This window comes from Intestinimonas sp. MSJ-38, assembly GCF_018917925.1.
Lineage (GTDB): Bacteria > Bacillota > Clostridia > Oscillospirales > Butyricicoccaceae > Pseudobutyricicoccus.
This window is the reverse complement of record NZ_JAHLPO010000017.1, coordinates 28,148-51,672: the sequence shown is the minus strand read 5'-3', so window position 1 is coordinate 51,672 and position 23,525 is coordinate 28,148. Positions and strand designations below refer to the sequence as shown.

Here is a 23,525-nt window from a genome sequence, read left to right as displayed (position 1 = left end):
TCATCAAAAAGGAGGAAATGATATGAATCGTATGCTGAAAAAGTCTTTGGCTTTGGTCATGGCTTTGGTTATGGTCTTTTCCATCGCTGCTGTGGCCGCCCCCGCCGCTTCCGATGTACAGGTCACTGTGCTGGTAGACGGCAAAGCTCTCACCTTTACCGATGCCACTCCTCAACTGAAGGATGACCGGACCTATGTGCCTTATCGGACCGTGTTCGAAGCCCTGGGCGCCAAGGTGGCCTTTGACGGCGCCACCCACACTGTCACCGCTCGGCGGGACGATACCCAGGTTTCTTTTGTTCTGGGCACAACCCAGGTGACCGTCACGGAAAACGGTGAGACCCAGACAGTGGCCACCGACGCCGCTCCTTACATCGACCCCAACACCGACCGCACCATGGTTCCCGTTCGCTTTGCCGCTCAGGCTCTGGGCTGCATGGTAGGCTGGGATCAGGAAACCAAGACGGTCAATGTCATCGATGTGGATGCTCTCAAGGCCGCTTACCAGGATAAGTTCCAGCTGATGGAGCGTGCTTCCAAGGAAATGCAGGAAGCAATGCCCAAGGAGATGTCTTTCTCCGGCAAGCTGAACATGGAGCTGTCTGTCACAGACACCGGCACCACCTATCCTATTTCCATCACCGGTACCGTCACCGGCGGCATGAATGAAGATGCGGCCAACATGAAGGCCAATCTGTCCCTGGATCTGACCAAGCTGCTGGACGAATCCTCCATGACAGCGGAAGAATACCAGCAGGCTGTCCAGCTCATGGCTGCTCTGAAGAATGTGGAAATCAACTACATCATCAACATGAAGACCGGCATGATCTATCTGAACATGCCCGTTCTGGCTCAGCTGGAGCCCTCTTTCCAGGCCGACGCCTGGTATTCCCTGTCTCTCAATGAGATCTGTCAGCAGATCCTGGGCACAGATGTGGACTTTGCCACTCTGATGACTCAGAGCCAGGAGATGTCCATTGTGGACGCTCTGATGATGGCGGCCAACATGGTCAAGGATGCCCCCGACGCCTACACTCAGGTGGTCACCATGCTGAGCACCTGCGAAAGCATCCTGGGCGACAAGGCCTTCACCAAGAATGGCAATGTGTACACTTCCAACTTTGATTTCTCCCAGAATGGCCAGAGTGTGGGCCTCAAGATGACCCTCACTGAGACCAACGGCAAGATCTCTGCCATGACAATGGATCTGACCGCTGCCGCAGAAGGCATGGAAATTTCCATGAAGATGGCGGAAAACGCCAAGAATTCCACACTGTCCTTCTCTCTGTCCGGCGATGCCTTTACCGGCGAGCCTCTGGAAATGAAGATGGACCTGTCCATGGATTACAGTGAACTCACCGGCACTCTGCTCACCGAGCCTGCGGCCGGTTCCACTGTGTATGACCTGACGGAGATGCTGGGCGGCCAGATCCCCGAACTTCTCACCGCAGAAGTTCCCGCCGCCTAAATACCCCTTCTGAAAATCGAAAAAAGGGCATTTTCCTATGCTGTTTCCCCAGCGGATGCAGCAAATAACAAAAGACGGACGAAGAATTTTCTTCGTCCGTCTTTTTTCTTTCTTATCGGCCCATTACAGGCAAATCTTCTCCATTGCAGCATAATAGGCATCGCCCACCCGGGCCATAGAATGAATGTCAATGCGTTCATCGATTTGATGAGCCATGGTATCTTCTCCCGGCCCAAAGATCACGAAGGGACAGCCCAAAGCAGGCACTACCTGGGAAGCGTCGGTGTAAAAATACAGACCCTTGCACACCGGCTCGATTCCGGCTTCCTTGCAGCAGTCTTTCACCAGACTCACAAACTGATGCTCTTCGGCCACTTCCACAGCCGGGCGGTTGTTGAGCACTTCCATCTCCAGGCGCAGACCAGGGCAGGCCTCCATCATTTCCTGGCACAGTCCCTGGGCTTTTTCCAGAAGGGCATCGTGAGACAGGCTGGGCAGTGTACGGATGTCCAGCTCCATTACTGCATTGGCCGGGATCACATTGGTCATGATGCCCCCTTCCAGCCGAGTGACCGCCATGGTGGTATGGTTCAAGCTGGGATGTGCTTCATCCACCGGCACCATGGCACGGAACCGGCGTTCCAGCTCCATCAGCTTTTCCACGCCATTGATACCGATCTCCGGACGGGAACCGTGGGCCAAAGCACCTACAGCAGAAAACCGCAGCCACAAAGCGCCTTTTTCACACAGACCGATATTTTCTGCCGAAGGCTCGGCCACCACCAGCGCACTGACATCCTTCAGCCAGCCGTTCTCGGAAAAAGCCAGGGCCCCTGTACCATGGGCTTCCTCGTCTGCGGTAAAACACAGCCACAGATCCCGCTTGAGAGGCTGCCCTTTCTTCAGCAGAGCCAATGCGGCCTCAATCATGGACACCAGTCCGCCCTTCATATCGGCGGTGCCCCGGCCATAGATCATATCCCCTTCCCGCTGGGCGCTGAGAGGATCGCATTTCCACAGAGCAGGATCGCCGCAGGACACCGTATCCATATGCCCCATAAAGGCAAGGCCACCTTCCGGACTTTCACCGGGAATATGCAGCGCCAGGCTGGCCCGGCCATGGCCATGATCGATCCACCGCTTTTCTACCGTATCGGGAAACAGATCGGCGATCATCTGCCCCAACTTTTCCTCGTTTCCCTCCGGCTGGCAGGTGTTGGTGGTCACCAATTTTTCCAGCAGAGCGGCGCAATCCTCCGCCCCTACAATGCCTCTGGCCATATTTCTCCACTCCTTTTTCTTTTTCACAAAAGGGCCTCGGCCCCGCTGCCTCCCATGATACTCCCCCAAAGGAAAAATGTAAAGCAAATCACCGTTTTCCGGTGTCTCATACCGCAGATTTTCCCGGTACATCAGCGGCGTCATCAGCTGCCGGTAAAATCCATCCAAATGGCGGAGAAGCTCCTCCGGCCTCCAACGCCCCGGCTGCCACAGGATTTCATAGGAAATCCCATAAAGCAGACAGCGAAGGCCGGTATCCTCCATCCCCAGCCGCTGGTAAAATTCCACCCGACGGCGGCGCAGAAGTTCCTCTTCTTGGCAAGAGGCTTTTTCCGGGCTTTCCACTTCCGCCAGTATTCCGGCGGGATACCGGCGGGCGATCAGCGGAAAAAAGGCGCTGCCATAACCTTTTCCCCGACAGGTGGGATCCATGGCATAATAATCCAGCAACGCACCGCCCCGGCCATCCAAAGCCAGGAAGGCATACCCCACCTGCTCTTCTCCCCGCCAAAGCCCCAAACATTCGTATTTTCCCTGAGAGACAAATTTCAGCACCCGACGAAGAGGCCGCCGCTCAGCCGGTGGAAAATCCCATCGCAGCCATCCCCGATACACCTTCCGGATCTGCCCTTTTTTCATGGTTTTGACCTTCAAAGAGGCATTCAAATCCATATTCTTCTCCCGATCTTTTCGTTCTTTTTCTATCCCTTTTTGATGAAAGCAGCACCTACGGCTCCCGGCCCTGCATGGGTGCCCACAGTGCTGCCGATCTCTGCCCAATCATACTGGGCCACCGGCAATTTTTCCAGCACCTTCTGGGCAAACTTTCCACACAGTTCCGGTGCGGCGGTGTGGCCAAACATCACCATGTGCTCCGGGTCCAGTCCTTCTGCTTCTATCCGGGAAACGATCCAGTCCAGAGCCGGTCCCAGCCCCCGTACCTTTGCCACAGACTCCACTTTTCCCTCCTGCACAGAGATCAGCGGCTTGATATTGAGCAGTCCGCCCAGAGCCGCGGCTGCGCCGGAAAGTCTGCCTCCCAAGCGGAGATACTTCAATGTATCCACAGCGGCATACAGACGCACCTTGTGGCGCAGCTCCTCCAGCGCTGCTCCGATCTCCTGGGCGCTTTTCCCCTCATCCCGCATGGCCGCGGCTTCCCGCACCAGCAGCCCCAGACCAAAGGTAACCGTGCGGCTGTCCACCAGAACGATCCCCTCTTCTCCCAGCATCTGCTGGGCCACCCGGGCCGACTGGAAAGTTCCGCTCAGGTCGGAAGAAAGGAAAATCCCCACCAGGGTATCTCCCTGCTCCCGGGCCGCACCGAAAACCTTTTCGAACACATCCGGGTTGATCTGAGCCGTCTGGGGCAGCTGCTGGCTTTCTTCCAGCTTGTTATAAAACTCCGCCGGGGTCATGGTGACGCCGTCCACAAACTCTTCCTCCCCAAAGCGGACGGTGAGCGGAATGACTTCCACTCCCAACTGCCGGGCCTGCTGCTGGGATAAATCGCTGGTGCTATCGGTGAAAATGCGTACAGACATAAAAATTCCCCTCTCTTTTCCACAAGTCAAAGCCTGTTTATTGATACGAACGCAGATAGTCCTGTACCGCTCCCAAAGCCCGCATCAAAACGGCCATCTCCTCCGGAGACAGGACGCCGGCAATTTTTTCCACCAAATCCCGGTGGAAATTTTCATGGATCTGCTGAGCCCGCAGAGCTTTGTCCGTCAAAGAGAGCAAAACCATCCGCCGATCGGTGGGGTCCTGCTGACGCTCCACATATCCCTTTTTCTCCAGGCTGTTGATGGCCACTGTCAATGTTCCAGTGGTCACACCCAACCTTTGGGCCACGGCTGTTGTCCACCTCTCCCGCATATTTTACCGGCGCAGATGGCCTCGATAATATGCATATCCCTCACAGAGATCTCCTGGGCCTCTCCAGAGCACAAGGCATTTTCTTCAATTTTCAAAATTTCATTGAAAAGCCCCACCAAAAACTCATTGAAATTTTCCAAATATCCCGCCATCTTTCCGCCCCTTTCGTTGTCCTTGTCGATTGTTTTATTTGATATTCAAACAGACCGAAGTGTACCATGCCGTAAAAAGCCCGTCAACTGAAAACAGATAAATTTATGAATAGGTTCTTCTTTTTTCGGAAAAACTATCACTGCGGTCCGAAACGCCGGTCAGCGGCAAGCCCGGCCGCAGAAAGGAAGACGATTGATATGACAAATCTGCAATGCGGCGTCAGTTCCTGCGCCAACAATGCCCAGGGCTGCTGCTGCCTCCAGGGCATCGAAGTAAGCGGCACCCAGGCCAGCCAGTGTGCCGACACCTGCTGCGCTTCTTTCCAGCCCAAAAGCAGCGCCATGCAAAACGGCCCTTCCCAGGGCACACCCCACCCCAACTGTCAGATTTCCTGTGCGGCTCAGAACTGCACCTATAATACAGGCGGCAGCTGCACCGCCGCTCAGGTCACCGTACGCAGCGGCCCGGGCCAGCAGCAGACCGAATGCGCCACCTTCCGCCAGAAATAAGTCTTTCTCCCCCGTTCCGAAACGATCCTTCTTCTGCTTTTCCCACATCTTTTCTCTTCTAAAAGACTAAATGAGCATTGTGAAAAAAAGCGGCGCCGGTCTTCCGGCGCCGCTTTGTGCCTGCTTCTTATTCTTCCCGGCCAGACTCCTCTTCCAAAGAAGATTCCCGGCCGCATTTTTCCCGCATGCTGTTTTCCCGCTTCTTCCGCAGATAACCATACATACAAGCCAGCACTTCATAAAACTGTTCCACAGCTTGTTCTCCCTTTTCCGCCGCCAGCATAGCGTCAAAGGCCGCGCCGTGTTCCACATCATAAGTTTTGTGGCAATCGCTGAGCTGCTGGCCTCTGGGAGTGGCATACAGCAATGTGCGGCTTCCATTGTCCGCCGCTTTGCGTTTTTCCACCAAGCCTTTTTCTTCCAAGCGCTTGACCACCTGGGAAATGGCGCTTTTTGTCCGGTTTCCCCGCTGGGACAACTCGGTGACCGTGATTCCCGGATGATCGGCAATGCGGGTGAGCATATGCACCTCTGTCATGGAGTAGCTCTCCCCCGTACCATAATCCCGGGAAATATTGGTCCTTTCATAATAGGTGGAGACAAAATCGAAAATCAGATCTGTCCTCCCATATTCAGACAGATCCAATGACTTTTTTTCTTCTTCCTGCATGGTTCCGCCCCTCTCGCTACCATCCTACCCCAGGCATGGTGATTTGTCAAGAAAATGTCAATGAAATCTGAAAACTGTTCTGCTCAGAAAAAAGCCGGGGTTTTCGCCCCGGCTTTTTCGTTGTTGATTGGAATTGCTTCTCAATTCAAAGGTTTATTCGCCCCAAGAAACATTCTGCCAGAAGATTGTGCCGCCGTCGGTGATTTCCACACCCTGCAGGCGAGCATCAAAAGCTCTCATGGAGATGGGCTGATAGATGGGGGCCTGAGAGCAGATCTCATTGAGCAGAGCGGACAGTTCTTCCATGATGGGCTTTCTCTCAGCCGCATCCACGGTAACCTTCGCCTTGTCGATGAGAGCATCCACTTCCGGATTGTTCAGACGGGTCTTGTTGGAAGCATTGATGGAGGAGCTATGATACACACCTACCACATAGCCCAGCAGGCTGTCAGAAGAATAACCGCCGATAGCCGCTGTGTAATTGCCTTCGGCTGTGGCCGACAGATAAGTGGCCAGGTCCATGCTCTCGATTTCGCAGTTGATGCCGATTTCCTTCAGGTTGGCCTGAATCACTTCACCGGCCCGCTTCTTGGTGTCGTCAGAGCAGATGATGGAGAACTTGATGGAGGCGGGATCCACACCGGACTTCTCCAGCCATTCCTTAGCCTTCTCTGCATCATAGGTATCGGCGTTCTCTTCGGTAGCGCCCTCAAAGTTCATGGGCATCTGGGAGAGAGCCGGAGTAGCCATACCATTGTAGGCCACGGTAACAACGCTTTCTTTGTCGATGGCGGTGTTGATGGCGTGACGCACATCCTGGTTATCCAGGCCGGGGGTCTCGTTGTTCAACATCAGCCAAGTCAGGTTGGTGGCGTTGTAATCGATAACTGTCAGATCATCATTGCCCTTCAAACGATCGGCATCCATGGCTTCCACTTCAATGATGAAGTCGATTTCGCCGGCTTCCAGAGCGATGGTGCGGGAAGAGCCTTCGGGGATGATCTTCCAGGTCATGTTCTTAATGGAAGGAGCGCCTTCAAAGTAATCTTCAAAAGCTTCGAACTCCAGGCTGTCGCCCCGGTTCCACTTGACAAGCTTATAGGGGCCGGTGCCGATGGGATCTGCATTAAAGTCATGGCCTTCGTCGATCAGCTTCTTGGGAACGATGGCGTTGCCATGATGGCTCAGGTTGCTCAGAACCATGGCATCGGGGCCGTCGGTCTTGATTTCAAGAGTCTGATCGTCCACCTTGGAGATGGAGACGAAGTTCTTATTGTACAGACTGACTTCGGCAAAACCCTGAGCCCACTGGAGGGAAGCTACCACATCGTCAATGGTCATGGTATCGCCGTTGTGGAATTTGACGCCTTCCTTGATCTTGAAGTGCCAGGTGCTCTCGTCCACATTTTCATAGGAATCCACCAGATCGGGAACCGGTTCCAAGGTCATACTGGTTTTGAACAGGGTGTTGTAGGTGAGCAGATTCATATAAGAGCCAGCCACCGCATTGTGCTCCGTGGGAGACAAAGAGGGAGTCTCGCCCATGGTGGCAATGACAATGCTGTCTTTCTTGCCGCCTTCTTCTTTACCGCTGCCCTTTTTGCCCTCGTCACTGGAGCAGCCAGCCAACAGGCCAGAGGCCATCACTGTGGCCAGCAGGAAGCTGAGTATTCTTTTCTTCTTCATAATACCTTTCACCTCATTTTCATCGTTTCACCCGCAAAACACAGGTGACAGCTTGGGGTTCGTCTCCGGATTTTGTCTTCCATTGACTGGCTTTTATTATAGCCTTCTGCTTGATTGCTGTCAAAAATTAAGAAACAATAAATTCCTGTTTTTCGTCTCCGTTCCTCTTTTCGTTTTTGTATATTTTGCGCACTTTACCTTTTCAAAATAGAGAATTTGCACAATTTTGTAGGGTTCCATTTCCTCGCAGGCAAAACTTCATTTAAACATTTTTCACAAATCTATCATGTTATCTTTTGTTTTTCAGAGTCATTTTCTCCAGTTTTTCAAAGTTCATTTGCACATTTTCAATATTTACGAAATTCTTTAATAACATTTTTATTCAAGCGTGAATAAAAAAGGATGCGCAGCTGCGCATCCTTTTACTTCATATCCTTTTCCGATTCCTGGGAGGGAAATAAGCGCCGCTCAGCAGGAATGACCCACTTTTCATAGTTTTCTATTTTGGCATCCAGCCGCTGCAAAGTCTGTTCCATCTCATGAATGCGGCTGCACAGCCTCTGGCGCTGTTCCATGAGAAGCTGCTTCCGCTGCTCCCTGGTGCTCTCTCCCTGACGAAACAGCGCCACATACTCGATCAGGGCCTCTACGGCTACACCGGCGTTGCGCATGCATTTGATAAACTCCACCCAGCTGCAAGACTCTTCATCATAATCCCGAAGTCCACTTTGGGTGCGAGGCACCGGCGGAATCAAACCAATGCGTTCGTAATAGCGCAGCGTATCCACCGACAAATCATATTTCTGCGCCGCTTCTCCAATGGTCATGCCTTTCCCTCCCGGCTTGTCTTTTTCCCATTGTACTCCCTGGAGCTTACTCCAGGTCAAGCGGACCGCTCCGGCTTATTGATTGTGGAACAGCCTTTCTTCGATCTGAGCAATGGTCACCTGCTCCAGGCGATCCAGGCAAATCCCATTGAGCTGGCTGCAAATATCGTCCATCACTCCGGCCATTCCCGAAGCCACCTGACATTTGATGTCTTCCCCGCCGGAATGCCAGGAGCATTCCACAAAGGTGGTTTCCACCGCCTCGGCCACTTGACGCAGTGTCACCTGGTGGGGGTCCTTCTGAAAGCGATAGCCTCCTTCGCTTCCCTCCCTCGTCTCCACCAGCCCGGCCCGTTTCAGCTTGGCCAGCACCTTCCGCACCCGAGCCGGATTGGTGCAAATGTTGGAGGCCATCTTTTCGCTGGACAGCATGGTGCCCATATGATTCAAATAAATCAATGCATGAACGGCAATGGTGTATTCCCCTGTCATCTTTCCTTCTCCTTTCCCAGCTACTGGGGCAGCGCCCCTTCCAAATGCAGCAGTTTCTTTTTTTGTTCTATGCCTCCGGCATAACCCCGCAGTACCCCTGCGGCCCCTACCACCCGATGGCAGGGAATGAAAATGGAAATGGGATTGCGGCCATTGGCCTGCCCAACAGCCCGAGCGGCCGAAGGCCGGCCCACCATCTGGGCCAACTGGCCATAAGTGATGGTAGTCCCATAGGGGATCTGCCTGAGCGCCTGCCACACCTGGCGCTGAAACTCCGTCCCCTGAGGATGCAAAGGCAAATCAAATTCCTTTCTCTTTCCCTCCAGATACTCCTGCAGCTGCCGGGCGGCCTCCTCCAAAAGAGGGGTGCTCTCTTCCACAAAAGCATCGGGGCGCACCGAACCTCCCAAAAACACATTGGTAATGGCCCCGCCCTCCTGGGCGATACCCACCCGACCCAAAAAAGTATCCAGAAATATGGCCTGTTTCATATCTGTCCTCTTTTCTATTCCAGCAAATCGTTTACTTCATCCAACATCACAGCAGGCGCTGTGGGATAGCCAAAGAACACCGGTGTCCAGAATTCCAGCAACAGGCTTTGATCGCCCGATTTCAGGAAATACTGAACCAAATAGGGATTGTCGGTGACAATACCGTCGGGCTGACAATAAATAGCCCGGCGGATGCCCCATTCGCTGTTGGCCGTCCAGGTATAGGCCTCCTTGCCAGCAGCGTGGATCTGGGACACCAGCAAAGGATTGAGGAATGTATACTGAATGCTGTATCCATCTACATAATCGATATTATATTGATCGCCATAAAGAAGAGAAGTGATATAGATTGTTTTGATCTCCGGCGCGATCTCCTTCACCCGTTCCAAGGTCTCCAAATCCATGGAAGCGATGGAGCAACGCTCCTCCGCCTGATTCTTCCGGATGAGGGCCACCGTTCGCTCTACCAAAGACCGTTCGTTTCCGGTGACCTTCAGCTCGATCATCAGGTCCAGTTTTTTCCCCGCTACCTTGATGGCTTCATCCAGTGTGGGAATGGGCTCCACCAGATTGAGCTTCTGCACATCTTCATAAGTCACATCCCACGCCTGGGCATTGTAACCGGTGGTGCGGCGCAGCGAGGTATCGTGGAGCAAAATCAAAGTGCCGTCACTCGTCTGGCGGATGTCGATCTCTGCAATGGCCGACCCACTGGCTTTGGCTGCCCGCAAAGCGGCCAGTGTGTTTTCCGGCGCCAACTGTGCGCCGCCCCGGTGAGCCACCACCTGGATCTGAGTCTCCGGCCAATAAAACACCTGATCGCCCAGCTCGGTTTCACTGAAAATAGCCAGAGCCGCAAGCCCCAGCGCAATGGAGACCAGACGCAGGATCCGGGACAGCCTCCGTCTCTGCTTTCCCTGAGGCTGCCAGTCTCCCCGGAACCGATGGTACAGCACCGTGGTAAGGGCAAAGAACACCACGGAGAAAAGCACAAAAACACCAATACGCCCCAATCGGCTCCAGGCCAAATAGTCCAGCTGAAAAACCGAACGGGCTTCGTCGGTATCATAGCGGAAGTTGGCCACTCCGGCTGTAATATACACAGCCACCAAATAGAGTACCAGTGCTCCCAGGCCGATCCGCAGAAAATAGCGGACCACCTGATTCAAAGCCTGTTTTTTATGCCGTCTCAGAATGCTGAAGCTGCTCTCCCACGCCTGTAAGAAATTGGCTCCATCGGCCATGGCCTGAAAACCAAAAAGGAACCAGAACAACGCCGCAGCCAGCAGCAGGATCAGCAGCACAAACAGCCCCCACACCCAACTATGTTCTTGGGCCAGGCTGAGGAAGGAGGTGACGATCTGCCCTGCAATGCCCATATTGCCGGTGAACGGCGCCATCAGCACTGGCAGTGCCGCTGTCAAGCCAAGGATCAACGGCAAGTTGGCCCACCGAAACAGCCGCACGGAGCGGAGAAAAGCCTTTCCCAGAAGTTTGAAAAAAGAAGAGCTTTCCCGCCGCCAAGCTCGTTCACAGGCCAGAGTCAAGGTCATCATCTCAAAATAAAAATACCACAAAAACAGCAGAAGCCAAAGAAAGCTCACCACCGCTGCGGCAGGGCTTTCGGTCATGGCCCGCAAGGTCTGCTTGGTGACGGTCTCCAGCTCGGAGGTGCGGAGCATCCGGGCCGACATGCCACGAAACAACGGCAAAAGCAGCAAAAACCCTGCCATTTTATGTGCCAACTCAAAACAGAGCAAATATCCCCAGTCCCATACCAGGATCTGCCACACCGGCCTTTTTTCCCTCTCCATTTTTCCCGCTCCCTCGCCTCACGGCTCCCAAATAATCAAAACGCTAATTTTATATTATACACTGTTTCTTCGTTCGGTTCAACTTGCAAACGCTGTTTCCCGCGCTTTCTGAGAAAGTCTGAAATGCTTTCTGTGCCTGTGCATAAAAAATCCACAAGCTTTAAAAAAGCTTGTGGATCTTGGAACAACGATAAAACATTTATGGCACTAAAAAACAAAGGGTCAACCACTTCTCGGGTTTACGGTCTGACTTTGATTCAAATATCCTTATATATCACTTGCTTTCATCATTTCAGTCCTGCGCATCTATGCTCATTCAGTCAAAGGTTCTCAGTTATAAACCAATGCCCCGTTTTTCATGGATTGCAAAAGGCCTATGACAGCAATCATAAAAATCCAATGTTACATTGCTATTCTCCTTTCTCTTGCTTGTACTTATCAATAATAAGCTTCGCCGTTTCCAGATCGATTCTGGAATCCACGGCCAGCCCTTTGATGAAAGTGGAAAAGGGTTCCTCCTCCTTTTTATCGTTCAGTTCTATTTTCTGGATCAGTTTATCCAGACGAAGACGAACAGTGGGATAGGATACCTCATACAAGCGAGCAATTTCTTTGAGCGACCCGGATTTCAGCACAAAATTTTTAAGAAAAGTCGCATCTTCCGGTTCCAATGCAAGAATCCACTGTGGAATCTTATCTATTTCCATTTCAATTTTCCTTTCGTTTTTAATTTAACTATATTGAGTATATCATAAATAATATTAAAGTTAATATTCAAGAAAACCCCGAGAAGAACATAACAGTTCTTCTCGGGGTTGCGATCAGCTGTTCATTCACTTTTGCTGTTTGCGAAAACAGACATATTTTTCCGCCCAGCTCAACCAATTCTACTGGAAATAGTTATGAAAAGAGCCCAGCCAATTTGGCTGGGCTCTTCAAGTGGAATGTTTCCATTCCAGTATGGTGCCGGTGGCGGGGGTCGAACCCGCACGGTGTTGCCACCGCGGGATTTTGAGTCCCGTACGTCTGCCAGTTCCATCACACCGGCGTGTTACTCAAATAGTATAACGGATTGGTTCGGATTTTTCAACTGTTTTTTTCGGCCCGGTCAAAACTTTTTCTTTCCCTTTTCGGTTTTTCCGCAGAAGAATGGATGCTTTTTGTCTCATTGTGTGTTATACTATACTACATCTATTATAGGATTGGCCGTTCCCCAAAAACGATACGCCCGGCCCGCCGGGAGAAAGGATGGAGCATATGAAAAAAGCCTTTGCCATCACCGGACTGGTGCTGGGCATTTCCGCCATGGTGGCCGGCGCGACTGCGGTGGTTTTCAGCTGTCTGGGCATGAAACAGCCCCCTGTTCTGTAATTTGAAAAATTTCTTGTTGACTTCGCCAAACTTTTGTGTTATTTTTTGTAGAAAACATATAGAGATAAAGGAGAGTTGTGCATGGCATTTTATTATGAGGAACCTTCCCATACATTTGGGGAATATCTGCTGATTCCCGGCTACTCTTCCACCCAGTGCGTCCCGGCCAATGTGAGTTTGAAAACCCCCTTGGTCAAGTTCAAAAAAGGGGAAGAGTCCCCCCTGTCTTTGAACATCCCTCTGGTGTCGGCCATTATGCAATCGGTCTCCGATGACCGCATGGCCATTGCCCTGGCCAAGGAAGGCGGGCTTTCCTTCATTTATGGCTCCCAGAGCGTGGAGGATGAAGCCGCTATGGTGGCTCGGGTCAAGGCTTACAAAGCTGGCTTTGTCCGCAGCGATTCCAACCTGACTCCGGAACACACCCTGGCCGATGTACTGGCCCTCAAGGAAAAGACCGGCCACTCCACCATGGCCATCACCGACGACGGCACTCCCGACGGCAAGCTGATGGGTGTGGTCACCAGCCGCGATTACCGTGTCAGCCGCATGGACACCTCCACCAAGGTGTCCGAATTCATGACTCCCTTTGACAAACTGATCTATGCTTCCGATTCCACTTCCCTGAAGGAAGCCAACGACATCATCTGGGAACACAAGCTCAACTCTCTCCCGCTGGTGGATAAGGACCAGAAGCTGAAGTATTTCGTTTTCCGTAAGGACTATTCCTCCCACAAGGAAAACGCTCATGAGCTGCTGGACAGCTCCAAGCGTTATATGGTGGGCGCCGGCATCAACACCCGTGACTATGCCGAACGGGTTCCCGCTCTGGTGGAGGCCGGGGCCGATGTGCTGTGCATCGACTCTTCCGAAGGCTTCTCCGAGTGGCAGAAGATCACTCTGGATTGGATCCGCTCCCGCTATGGCGACAAAGTGAAGGTTGGCGCCGGCAATGTGGTGGACGCCGAAGGCTTCCGCTTCCTGGCTGAGGCCGGGGCTGACTTCATCAAGATCGGCATCGGCGGCGGCAGCATCTGCATCACCCGTGAGCAGAAGGGTATCGGCCGCGGACAGGCTACCGCTGTCATCGAAGTGACCAAGGCCCGGGATGAATATTTCGAGGAAACCGGCATCTATATCCCCCTGTGCTCCGACGGTGGCATCGTCCATGATTATCACATGACCCTGGCTCTGGCCATGGGTGCCGACTTCATCATGTTGGGCCGGTACTTCTCCCGTTTTGACGAAAGCCCCACCAACAAGGTGATTATCAACGGCAACTATATGAAGGAATACTGGGGCGAAGGTTCCAACCGGGCCCGCAACTGGCAGCGCTATGACCTGGGCGGCGATAAGAAGCTGTCCTTTGAAGAAGGCGTGGACTCCTATGTTCCCTACGCTGGCAGCCTGAAGGACAATGTGACGGTTTCTCTGAACAAAGTCCGCTCCACCATGTGCAACTGCGGCGTGCTGAACATTCCCGATCTGCAGAAAAATGCCAAGATCACCCTGGTCTCGGCCACCAGCATCGTGGAAGGCGGTTCTCACGATGTGGTGCTGAAAGACAGCTCTGTGGTGAAATAAACACAAAAAGAATATGCTATATCAAGAAGGCGGAGGAAGTTCCTCCGCCTTCTTGATATTTTAAGCAATTCGAAATGCTTCTTTATTACTTTTGAAAAATAAAAAAATATAATTGACAATGTAAAAACAATAAATTAAACTTTACTCAATTAACAAACGCTTGTGATTTGCCTTTCTGACACAAAGAGGTGAGGAGGAATTAGATGAAACGGAACATGTTGATTTCTGTTGCCGGGTTGGCTCTTGCGACGGCGCTGCTGGTTTCGGCCAGCGTATGGGTGTCTGCAGATCGCCAAGTAGTTTGGGGCCATACGGAAGGGATAACCCAGGATGAAATTATGGAAAAGCTCCATCAACTGACCACAGCGGACTTTCTGAAAGATTTTGACCAGGCTATGGAGGACATCCAAAACGGAAAAGGCGATCCTGAACTGGGGGTTTGCTGGGGGCAGGTTTGCATCGAACGAGCATCTGAGTTTTCAGATGACGAAATCATCAACCGGATTGAAGAGGCGATGGATGATGCCTACCTGCGGCAATGGTGGGTTGAGATGTTTTATCAGAAATATCCCCAAGAGGATCATAACCATCCCAGACTTTTAAAACTCTTGCAAGATGAACATGTGGATCCGTCCTTCAAAACATCCTTGATCCATTTTGTAGGATTCCGCACACCGGAAGAAATGGAAGTCCTGCGCATGCTAACACAGGATGCCGATAAAAATCTGCGTTTTCGCGCTATGAACCGGCTAAATGAAATCAATCAAAAAGCTGCAGTGGACATGGCGAAAAAAACAGTCGCAGCGTACCACTCCAAAGGAGACATGGAGCAACTACCGGAAGCCATTGATACTCTGGTGCAGCAGATGCAAAACGGTGCTTCACGGGAAGAGAAGGATGAAATCATAGCGCTGTGCAATGAGCTTTTAGACTCCGATTTGGAAAGCACAAAAAAGGACTCCCTGGTCTACGACATGCAAATGCTGAGCGACCTGGAAGCGCTGCGAATGGTGGTCCAGCATCCAAAAGTGGATAATATCATGAAAAAAGGGATGATCGATAACAATTATTACCTGCTGGAAGAAGTCTTGCTGAATGACCCTACTCCTCAGGATGTGGAATTTACTGTCACTTGCATGGAACTGCTGCCCATCAAGGATCTGTATATGTCGCTGAAAACAGCGATAGAAGCAATGCCTCAGACGCGGAACGCGTCCGGGAATAACTGGCAAATATTGCTGCAAAACATGCAGGAAGAAGGTGTGGACGCAAAAACTTGGCTCAAAGAAGATTGGCACAGATAGACGGCAAGCAGAACTTTACCTAAATAAACTATCAACAATTCGGCCATAAATTAAAAGTGGGGCAGTCGCCCCGCTTCAGACTGTCGAAAAACCTATATAACGAAAAGGGTCGTCCGCCCTACCCCTATCAATCCGCAAAAAGCCGCGACCTGTGCGTGGCTTTTTGCACTTCTCAAGGGCGGGGCGTCCCGCTGGTCCGGTGGCCGGACGGCCATACTTTCTTTGCCTTTCTGCATCGGACCTGCCCAGCGCGGGAGCGCAGTATGGGAGCGGAGGCACTCCGCCAGCCCCTTGCAAAAACTCGAAAAAGTGGCCTAAGCCACTTTTTCGACACGCTCAGGCGGGGCAGTCGCCCCGCTTTTGATCGTTCCCCAGCATCTGCTTTCTTTTTATGCTGCGCCTGTTTTGAACCCTTCTCCCAGCACTTCATTGGATTCCAGAATGATGATGAAAGCCTGGGGGTCCACTCCCTTGGCCGCCTGACGCACCAGATGCATCTGTTTATTGTTGCAGGCGCACATCACCACTTTCTTTTCTTCTCCCAGGAATCCCCCCTGCCCCTGAAGCAAAGTGGAGCCCCGGCCGCAGCAGGTCTCAATGGCGTCGGCCACCTGCTGCCCTTTCCGGGTGACCACAAGGGCCAGTTTGCCCGCATCCACGCCGTACATCACCCGATCCACCGCAATGGCCATGATGTAGCTGACGATCATGCCGTAAATCACTCCATCCACATCCCCCATGAGCAGTCCTCCCAACAGCACCACCGTCACATCGGTGATAAAGGTGATCTTGCCCAGGGTCACATGGGGCCATTTCTTTTTGGCCGCCATGATGATAAAATCGGTACCTCCGGTGGAAGAGGAACGAAGATAAATCAGGGCATAGCCCAGCCCGGCCAGCACACCGGTGCAGATGGCCGCCAGCAATCGGTTGCCTTCATAATGGGGCAGTAAGGGCGCTACATAGTCAATGAGCAGCGAGGAAAGCACCATACACCGAATGGAACGGAAGAAAAACCCTCGTCCCAGCAGCCGGAAACACAAAATAGCCACCGGTACATTGAGCAGCACAGTGGAAAGGCCGATCGGCACCCCCAAAAAACGATAAAGCAGCAGGGAAATGCCGGAAAAGCCGGTCATGGGAAAATCGGCTTCCAGGGCAAAGTTGTAAACGCCCAAAGCAATGAGCATTCCACCCAAAATCTCCATGGCCACATCGGCCCCGATCTTCCGATATTTTGTCATACACTTTCCGCTCCTTTTCCAAAAATAAAAAAAGAGCGCCTTGCAGATCGGGTATGATCCGCAAAACGCTCTTTTCTGTATTCAGCATACCACGGTACAGGCTCTTCGTCAAGCCCTATCCCCGCTTCATCTTGAGGGACAGCTTTCCTCCCCGGTATTCTGCCTGGGCCAGGGCGCCGCATACCAAGGGCATCATGGGAGGCAGATGGCCGATGTCGGCATCCAGAATCACCGGGACGGAAAACTCTTTCAGCACTTCTGTCACCGCCTGGTATTGATCCAGCCCCATCATCTGCTGGCCGTGAACGCCAGGGCGGCCGATGAGAAAACCTTTGGCGTGCCGGAACCAACCGGCCTCTTTCATCTGCCACAAAGCCCTACGAATGGCAAACACATTCAGATCACAGCTTTCCAGGAACCACAAAATCCCGTCCTGCCGGTAGGCGTCGCAAAACTCCACCACCTTGTCAAAACGAGTACCAGTGAGATTTACCAGGCAGTCCATGCACCCGCCCAGGAGCCGGCCGGAAAAAGCGGCATCCTGCTGAGGAAATGCCAGAACCCGGTTTTCTTCCGTGACATGATAGGGCTCCAGGGGATGGTTTTCGTCTTTCAGGCTTTCCTTTTCCCATTTGTCATAGCTTTCCACCGTCCACTTTTCCCCGGTAAGCAGCCCATGGGCGTCCTTCAGAGAGGGGTGCCAAGGCTCCATGCCGAAGGCCGGAGCACAGGGACCGTAAACGGAAGCCTGATTGCACAGGGTAGTGAGCAGAAAGGTCAGATTGGTGTTGTCGGAATAACCCATGAACCATTTGGGATTTACTTTGCTGATGGACTCAAAATCCACATGATCCAGGATCTGGCACATCAGTTCCCCACCGCCACAGGACAAAATGGCCTGCACCGGCTGATGGAGGAAAAACTCATTGACCTCTTCCCCGCAGGCCTGGGGCGTGTTGCTGATTCCCACGCCCTGGCCTTCATAGCAGTTGGGCCCCAGCAAAGTGGAGTATCCCAAGCTCTCCCATTTTTTCAGAGAATTCTGGAAAGCCAAACGATAGGGCTCAATAGCACAGCCAAAGGAAGGGGCAATAAAGCCCAAAGTATCCCCTTTTTTCAAAAGTTCCGGGTAACGCACTTTCCTTCTCCCTTCTGTTTACAGCTTGTCCACCAGACGATAGAGCATCAGCTCATGGAGTTTGAAAACGGTTTCGGCATCCCCAGTATAGGCCACCGTCCGCTGGCTCAAACGGCGCATTCCGGGAATGAGCATGGCGGTATCGGCCATGTTGGAATCTTTATAGTCCACTTCCATGGTCACTTCGTCCCCCAGACGCAAAGGCTGGATCTGATCCCGCCGGGCGAGCCCTGCCTTGACCCCCTCATAGATCAACTGCCGGGCCTTGTTGGGATGAATAGAAATGGCAGCAAAGCGGGAAACCCCCTCTTTCACCACAATGGCCTCACAATTCGGCACAAAGGCCTGTACCTCCTTGGCCAGGGCCGCATCGCCGATGCAGGCCACCAGAGGCACTCCGTAATGACCGGCCATAGCTGCATTGGCCACCGTTTCGGTGTTCATGGTAATGCCGTTGAAACGCAGGTTATACACCTTTCCCCCATTGTAGCAATGGTCGATGACGCCGCCGGGAGTCAGACCGGCTCCGGCATGGCCAAAGGAAATGTAAGCATCAAAGGAGCTATCGATGGCCTCCATCTGCAGACTCTGGCGCATGGCGCCGGAGAGCAGCTTGATCCGCTCGTCCAAATCTTCAATGAGCAGATTTTCCATATCGGCGTGACCATCGCACACCAGCACTTCGTCATAGCCGCTGTCGAAACAAGCACGGGCGGCGGCATTCACATCCAAGGCCAGGCGCTTGCGGGCCACGGCAAAGTCCGCCCCCTGGCGGGAGCACTGGATGTTTGTGACAACCCCTTCCATTCCCTCGATATCCGCAGAAATATAAGCCTTTTTCACTTTCGCATCCTCCCTTTGTTTTTTCTGATGATACCACATCCCCTCTTTTGCTGTCAAATAGCCCCACTGCATTGACAAACCCGCTATAACGGGAGTAGAATTGATTCATAATCCACAAATGGAAGGGCAAATACCGGAGTATTTATGTATTTTATACATAAATTTTTATGTTTTTCGGCAACTTGCCGAATTCATCCTTTCCGGCTGACCCTCCCACCAGAAAAGGAGAGGAACTTTTATGTTGGACATCGCTGCCACCCGTGCTGTGGATCAGGCCGCCCAGGGACTGACTGAACTGGCTCAGAAGATCTGGGAAACTCCCGAAACCGCCTACAACGAAGTCAACGCCTGCCAGTGGCTGGCCGATTATCTGCGTCAGCAGGGCTTCACTGTGGAAGTTGGCTATGCCGGTCTTCCCACTGCCATCCGGGCCACCTGGGGCAAGGGTCATCCGGTGATCGGCTTTTTGGGAGAATATGACGCCCTTCCCGGCCTGAGCCAGAAGATCTGCACCCAGAAAGATCCTGTCACTCCCGGCGCACCCGGTCAGGGCTGCGGTCATAACCTGCTGGGTGTAGCCTGCGTCGGCGGCGCTCTGGGCATGAAAGCTCACCTGGAAGAGACCGGAAAGGAAGGCACCGTGGTCTTCTATGGCTGCCCTGCCGAAGAAGCCCTCACCGGCAAAACCTTCATGGCTCGCGGCGGCGCTTTCAAAGAGCTGGATGTGGCTCTGGCCTGGCACGGCGGCTCCATGAACGGGGTCAACCTGGGCACTTCCAACGGCCTGAACAGCGCCATTTTCCATTTCCACGGCGTTACCGCCCATGCCGGCGGCGATCCTCACAATGGCCGCTCGGCCCTGGACGCCGTAGAGCTGATGAATGTGGGCGCAAACTATCTGCGTGAGCATGTGACCAGCGATGTGCGCATTCATTATGTGATCAAAGAGGGCGGCACAGCCCCCAATATCGTTCCTGACAACGCCAGCGTCTGGTATTATGTGCGGGCCATGAGCCGCCAGGCCATCGAGGATACCTATGCCCGTCTGGTAAAGGTGGCCGAAGGCGCTGCCCATATGACCGAAACCAAGCTGGAAATCGAATTCCTGGGCGGCTGCTATAACTCCATGAGCAACAAGGTGCTGGTGGAAGTGGCCCATGACATGATGGAGCAAATCCCCCTGCCCCAGTGGACAGCGGAGGAACTGGACTTTGCCCAGAAGCTTAATCTGGAAAGCCCCCAATATGAAAAAATGAAGGAAGCCGGTTTGCTGGACGGCCCTGCCATCTGTTCGGTGGTGCCTCCCATTGCCAATCGCAACGGGTATGGCTCTTCCGATGTGGGCGATGTACAGCACATCGTGCCTTGCATCATGGTGAGCACCGCCACCTGTAACCGGGCCGCTCCGGGCCACAGCTGGCAGATCACCGCTTGCGCCGGTATGAGCATTGGCCACAAGGGTATGCTCTATGGCGCCAAGGTGCTGGCCGCCACCGCCAGCAAGCTGGTGGACGATCCTACCTTGGTGGAAAAGGCCAAGGAAGAGTGGAACGAGCGGATGCATGGCGATACCTATCATTGCCCCATTCCCGAAGAGGTCCCCATTCCCCAGCCCCAGAAATAAGAAAATAAAATACCTCTACTTCCCCGAGGGTTTCCTCGGGGAAGTCAGACTGTCGAAAAACCTATATAACGAAAAGGGTCGTCCGCCCTACCCCTATAAATCCGCAAAAAGCCGCGACCTGTGCGTGGCTTTTTGCACTTCTCAAGGGGCAAGTGTGCGCCAAAGGCGTGCATACAGCCCCTTGCAAAAACTCGAAAAAGTGGCCTAAGCCACTTTTTCGACACGCTGACTTCCTCGAGGGTTTCCTCGGGGAAGTTTTTCTTGCCAAGCGCTTTCCTCTGTGGTATTCTTTTTTCCGGGAATGAAGTTCTCCCCCGGCCTTCTGAGGCCCAAACCGCTTTTTGGCTGATGACTTCTGCGACATTTTCCGCAGGGGCATCAGCTTTTTTTGTTGCCCCGAAACAGAAAGGAGCAATCGAAATGCTGTATAGCCTAGCACTTGTTTTTCTACTGGGGATGCTTTTGGGAAAAGCATCTCAAAAACTGGGGCTGCCGCCCCTCTTTGGAATGCTTCTGGCCGGTATCCTGCTGGGGCCTTCTGTGTTTGACCTGCTCTCCCCTTCCCTCTCCGCCGTGTCTGCCGATCTGCGCAAGGTGGCCTTGCTAATCATTCTGGCCCGGGCCGGCCTCAACCTGGATGTGGGAGAACTGCGGCAGGTGGGCCGCCCTGCCTTCCTCATGTGTTTTCTCCCCGCCACCTGTGAAATCGTGGGCATGATCCTCTTGGCTCCCCCTTTGCTGGGTCTTTCCCTGCTGGAAAGCGCTTTGCTGGGCGCGGTAATCGCTGCCGTTTCTCCGGCAGTAGTGGTTCCCAAGATGCTTTCTTTGCTGGAAAAGGGATGGGGTAAAAACCACCACATTCCTCAGCTGGTCATGGCCGGGGCCTCTGCCGACGATGTGTATGTGATCGTGCTCTTTTCGGTATTTTCTGATCTGTGCGCCACTGGCCACTTTTCTCCTCTGAATCTCCTGCGCATCCCCACCTCCATTGTTTTGGGATGCCTTGCAGGGCTTTTGCTGGGGCAAATTCTGGCACGCTTCTGTCAAAAATGGAATCTGCTTCCTGTGCGCCGTCTGCTTTTGGCTCTGTCCTGTGCCTTTTTGCTCTCCTCCGCCGAAGACCTGTTCACCGGCTTCATTGGTTTTTCCGGCCTGCTGGCCGTGATGGCCATGGGAGTTTCCTGGCGTCACGCTTCTCCCAAAACCAGCCTTTCCCTCAGCGGGCAGCTGTCCCTTTTGTGGAGCGGTGCGGAAATTCTGCTCTTCGTGCTGGTAGGTGCTCAGGTGGATGTGTCCTATGCCTTCAAAGCCGGACCTATGGCGGTTTTGCTGCTGCTGGGCGTGCTGCTCTTCCGCATGATGGGAGTGGGACTCTCCCTTCTGAAAACGCCGCTGAACAAAAAAGAGCGGCTGTTCTGCGCTCTGGCCTATACCCCCAAAGCCACTGTACAGGCGGCCATTAGCTCGGTGCCCCTGGCCATGGGCCTGCCCTGCGGAGAGCTGGTGCTGACGGTGGCGGTACTGGCTATCCTCATCACGGCCCCCTTGGGTGCCTTTGCCATTGACCGCACTTTCCCCCGGCTGCTCCAAAGCCCGGAGGAAAACTGACCTTGTTCCCCCGCCCCGCCTCTGCTATGATAGAAGGGATCTGATCTGGTCCCACACGGGATTTTTACCCTTTTGCACCCTATCACATTTGCAGGAGCGTTTTATCATGAGCCACATCACCTTTCCCCTTCTCACTTCCGGGGGCGAGCCTTATTACCTTCAGCTCTACCGGCATATTTTGAAAGAAATTCAAAAAGGCGGGTTGCAGGCCGGGGAAAAACTGCCTTCCAAGCGCACCTTGGCCCAGCATCTTTCGGTGAGCGTCAACACAGTGGATGCCGCTTACCAGATGCTTACCACCGAAGGCTACCTTCGTGCCGCACCCAAAAGCGGTTTTTATGTCTGTCCGCTGCCGCAGCTTCCTACACCTCAGCGGCCCCTTTCTCCCCCACCGCCGCCCCAGGCGCCCAAAGCTTCCTTCCCCTTTGACTGCTCCCCCGGCTCCGCCGACCCCAGCGCCTTTCCCTTTGCCACCTGGGGCAAGCTCACCCGGGAAGTGATGGGACAAGGAGAGCTTCTGTCCAAAGGGGAAGCCCAGGGAGATCTGTGCCTGCGCCAGGCCTTGTGCCGTTATCTTCACCAATACCGTGGCGTTCAATGCCAGCCTTACCAGGTTCTGATTGGCGCAGGGATGGAATATCTGCTCACTTTGCTTTGCTGCCTCCTGCCCACCGAGACGGTGTACGCCATGGAAGAGCCCGGTTATCCCAAAGCCGCCCAATCCTTTCGCAATCTGGGGCGGAAAGTTGTCCACATCCCGGTGGATAAAGATGGAATGGACTCGGCGAAGCTGGAAGAAAGCGGGGCCTGCTGTGCCTATCTCACCCCTTCCCACCAGTTTCCCACCGGCGGAGTGATGCCTGCTCCCCGCCGGGCCCAGATGCTAAGGTGGGCAGCGGAACAGGAAGGGCGGTATCTCATCGAGGACGATTACGACAGCGAATACCGCTATGCCGGCCGTCCCATCCCCGCCTTGCAGGGCAGCGATCTTCACGACCGGGTGATCTACTGCGGCACCTTTTCCCGCAGCCTGGCCCCTTCCTTCCGCATCGCCTATCTGGTACTGCCTGTGTCCCTGCTTCCCGCTTATCACCGGCTGTTCTCTCTCCAGTCCTCCACTGTTTCCCGCTTTGAGCAGCACACCCTGTGCCGCTTTCTGGAAGAAGGCTACTGGGAACGGCATCTCAACCGCACCCGCATCCTGTATAAAAAACGGCGGGAGGAGCTGACATCCAGCCTGAAAGCCTCTCCCCTGGGGCCAAGCCTGGAAATTTTAGGTTCCCAGGCCGGGCTCCACTTCCTCCTCCGGTTCCATGGCGGCCTTTCGGAAGAAGAAATGGCCCGCAAAGCCTGGGAACAGGGAGTGGATCTTCTTCCTTTGTCCCACTGTTACCATGACCCCGTGTTGGCACCCCCTTCCACCCTGCTTTGCGGTTATGGGCGGCTGCCTTTGGAAGAGATCCCCGCCCTGACCCAGGCTCTCGTCCGCGCCTGGGCCAACTAGAAAAAGAGGGTAAGGCATTGGCCTTACCCTCTTTTT

The 23,525-nt window shown here is 53.5% G+C and carries 20 protein-coding genes, 1 tRNA gene and 1 riboswitch; of the genes, 7 read left to right on the top strand and 14 right to left on the bottom strand.

Features of this window, described 5'->3' with window-relative positions; genetic code table 11:
* Positions 1 to 22 precede the first annotated feature (22 nt).
* Positions 23 to 1,468, top strand: a complete 1,446-nt coding sequence (locus KQI26_RS10985; protein ID WP_216504443.1) for a copper amine oxidase N-terminal domain-containing protein — start codon at positions 23 to 25, stop codon at positions 1,466 to 1,468.
* A 123-nt stretch (positions 1,469 to 1,591) separates the two neighbouring features.
* On the opposite strand, the gene KQI26_RS10980 is transcribed toward KQI26_RS10985, so the two are convergent.
* From KQI26_RS10980 to KQI26_RS10970, 3 genes are read right to left on the bottom strand one after another with little or no spacing between them, the layout of a single operon-like run.
* Positions 1,592 to 3,421, bottom strand: coding sequence for a M20/M25/M40 family metallo-hydrolase (locus KQI26_RS10980; protein ID WP_216504442.1), 1,830 nt, complete (start codon positions 3,419 to 3,421; stop codon positions 1,592 to 1,594).
* Positions 3,422 to 3,450: 29 nt separating this feature from the next.
* Entirely contained in the window at positions 3,451 to 4,293 is an 843-nt protein-coding gene (locus tag KQI26_RS10975) for a DegV family protein (protein ID WP_216504441.1), read from the bottom strand.
* Between the two features lie 37 nt (positions 4,294 to 4,330).
* Positions 4,331 to 4,603 (bottom strand): MarR family transcriptional regulator, encoded by a 273-nt coding sequence (locus KQI26_RS10970; RefSeq protein WP_216504440.1) that lies wholly within the window; start codon positions 4,601 to 4,603, stop codon positions 4,331 to 4,333.
* Between the two features lie 374 nt (positions 4,604 to 4,977).
* Between KQI26_RS10970 and KQI26_RS10965 the strand changes: the two genes are divergently transcribed.
* Positions 4,978 to 5,289, top strand: a complete 312-nt coding sequence (locus tag KQI26_RS10965; RefSeq protein ID WP_216504439.1) for a DUF1540 domain-containing protein — start codon at positions 4,978 to 4,980, stop codon at positions 5,287 to 5,289.
* A 127-nt stretch (positions 5,290 to 5,416) separates the two neighbouring features.
* Here KQI26_RS10965 and KQI26_RS10960 read toward each other — a convergent pair whose 3' ends face one another.
* From KQI26_RS10960 to KQI26_RS10925, 8 genes are all read right to left on the bottom strand, one after another.
* Positions 5,417 to 5,959, bottom strand: a complete 543-nt coding sequence (locus KQI26_RS10960; RefSeq protein ID WP_216504438.1) for a MarR family winged helix-turn-helix transcriptional regulator — start codon at positions 5,957 to 5,959, stop codon at positions 5,417 to 5,419.
* A 153-nt stretch (positions 5,960 to 6,112) separates the two neighbouring features.
* Positions 6,113 to 7,645, bottom strand: coding sequence for an ABC transporter substrate-binding protein (locus KQI26_RS10955; protein ID WP_118748211.1), 1,533 nt, complete (start codon positions 7,643 to 7,645; stop codon positions 6,113 to 6,115).
* Positions 7,646 to 8,067: 422 nt separating this feature from the next.
* Positions 8,068 to 8,472 (bottom strand): MerR family transcriptional regulator, encoded by a 405-nt coding sequence (locus KQI26_RS10950; RefSeq protein ID WP_118748210.1) that lies wholly within the window; start codon positions 8,470 to 8,472, stop codon positions 8,068 to 8,070.
* Between the two features lie 75 nt (positions 8,473 to 8,547).
* Complete coding sequence (locus tag KQI26_RS10945; RefSeq protein ID WP_118748209.1) at positions 8,548 to 8,964, bottom strand: Rrf2 family transcriptional regulator; 417 nt, start codon at positions 8,962 to 8,964, stop codon at positions 8,548 to 8,550.
* 20 nt (positions 8,965 to 8,984) lie between these two features.
* Positions 8,985 to 9,455 carry a methylated-DNA--[protein]-cysteine S-methyltransferase gene (locus KQI26_RS10940; RefSeq protein WP_216504437.1) on the bottom strand — a complete coding sequence of 157 codons (471 nt, stop codon included), beginning with the start codon at positions 9,453 to 9,455 and terminating at the stop codon, positions 8,985 to 8,987.
* Positions 9,456 to 9,469: 14 nt separating this feature from the next.
* Positions 9,470 to 11,269, bottom strand: coding sequence for a glycerophosphodiester phosphodiesterase family protein (locus KQI26_RS10935; protein ID WP_216504436.1), 1,800 nt, complete (start codon positions 11,267 to 11,269; stop codon positions 9,470 to 9,472).
* 410 nt (positions 11,270 to 11,679) lie between these two features.
* Positions 11,680 to 11,976 (bottom strand): DUF2089 family protein, encoded by a 297-nt coding sequence (locus KQI26_RS10930; RefSeq protein WP_204751882.1) that lies wholly within the window; start codon positions 11,974 to 11,976, stop codon positions 11,680 to 11,682.
* 254 nt (positions 11,977 to 12,230) lie between these two features.
* Positions 12,231 to 12,317, bottom strand: a tRNA-Leu gene (locus KQI26_RS10925).
* Positions 12,318 to 12,721: 404 nt separating this feature from the next.
* Between KQI26_RS10925 and KQI26_RS10920 the strand changes: the two genes are divergently transcribed.
* The gene (locus KQI26_RS10920; protein WP_216504435.1) at positions 12,722 to 14,224 is read left to right on the top strand and encodes an IMP dehydrogenase; all 1,503 of its coding nucleotides are present in this window, start codon (positions 12,722 to 12,724) and stop codon (positions 14,222 to 14,224) included.
* A 203-nt stretch (positions 14,225 to 14,427) separates the two neighbouring features.
* Complete coding sequence (locus tag KQI26_RS10915) at positions 14,428 to 15,528, top strand: hypothetical protein (protein ID WP_216504434.1); 1,101 nt, start codon at positions 14,428 to 14,430, stop codon at positions 15,526 to 15,528.
* Between the two features lie 389 nt (positions 15,529 to 15,917).
* Here the strand turns inward: KQI26_RS10915 and KQI26_RS10910 are convergent, their stop codons facing one another.
* The 3 genes from KQI26_RS10910 to KQI26_RS10900 form a co-directional block, all read right to left on the bottom strand.
* Positions 15,918 to 16,772 (bottom strand): YitT family protein, encoded by an 855-nt coding sequence (locus KQI26_RS10910; protein ID WP_216504433.1) that lies wholly within the window; start codon positions 16,770 to 16,772, stop codon positions 15,918 to 15,920.
* Between the two features lie 115 nt (positions 16,773 to 16,887).
* Positions 16,888 to 17,910, bottom strand: coding sequence for a S66 peptidase family protein (locus KQI26_RS10905; RefSeq protein WP_216504432.1), 1,023 nt, complete (start codon positions 17,908 to 17,910; stop codon positions 16,888 to 16,890).
* 18 nt (positions 17,911 to 17,928) lie between these two features.
* On the bottom strand, positions 17,929 to 18,753 hold the full coding sequence (locus tag KQI26_RS10900) for a M55 family metallopeptidase (protein ID WP_177614342.1): 825 nt from the start codon (positions 18,751 to 18,753) through the stop codon (positions 17,929 to 17,931).
* A 238-nt stretch (positions 18,754 to 18,991) separates the two neighbouring features.
* Here KQI26_RS10900 and KQI26_RS10895 point away from each other — a divergent pair, with 238 nt between their 5' ends.
* The 3 genes from KQI26_RS10895 (at position 18,992) to KQI26_RS10885 (ending at position 23,489) form a co-directional block, all read left to right on the top strand.
* Positions 18,992 to 20,377: an amidohydrolase gene (locus KQI26_RS10895; protein WP_216504431.1), complete on the top strand. Its 1,386-nt coding sequence runs from the start codon at positions 18,992 to 18,994 to the stop codon at positions 20,375 to 20,377.
* A gap of 288 nt (positions 20,378 to 20,665) precedes the next feature.
* A riboswitch (Fluoride riboswitch) is annotated at positions 20,666 to 20,742 on the top strand.
* 55 nt (positions 20,743 to 20,797) lie between these two features.
* Complete coding sequence (locus tag KQI26_RS10890; RefSeq protein WP_216504430.1) at positions 20,798 to 21,985, top strand: cation:proton antiporter; 1,188 nt, start codon at positions 20,798 to 20,800, stop codon at positions 21,983 to 21,985.
* 106 nt (positions 21,986 to 22,091) lie between these two features.
* On the top strand, positions 22,092 to 23,489 hold the full coding sequence (locus KQI26_RS10885; RefSeq protein ID WP_216504429.1) for a PLP-dependent aminotransferase family protein: 1,398 nt from the start codon (positions 22,092 to 22,094) through the stop codon (positions 23,487 to 23,489).
* Positions 23,490 to 23,525: the final 36 nt, after the last annotated feature.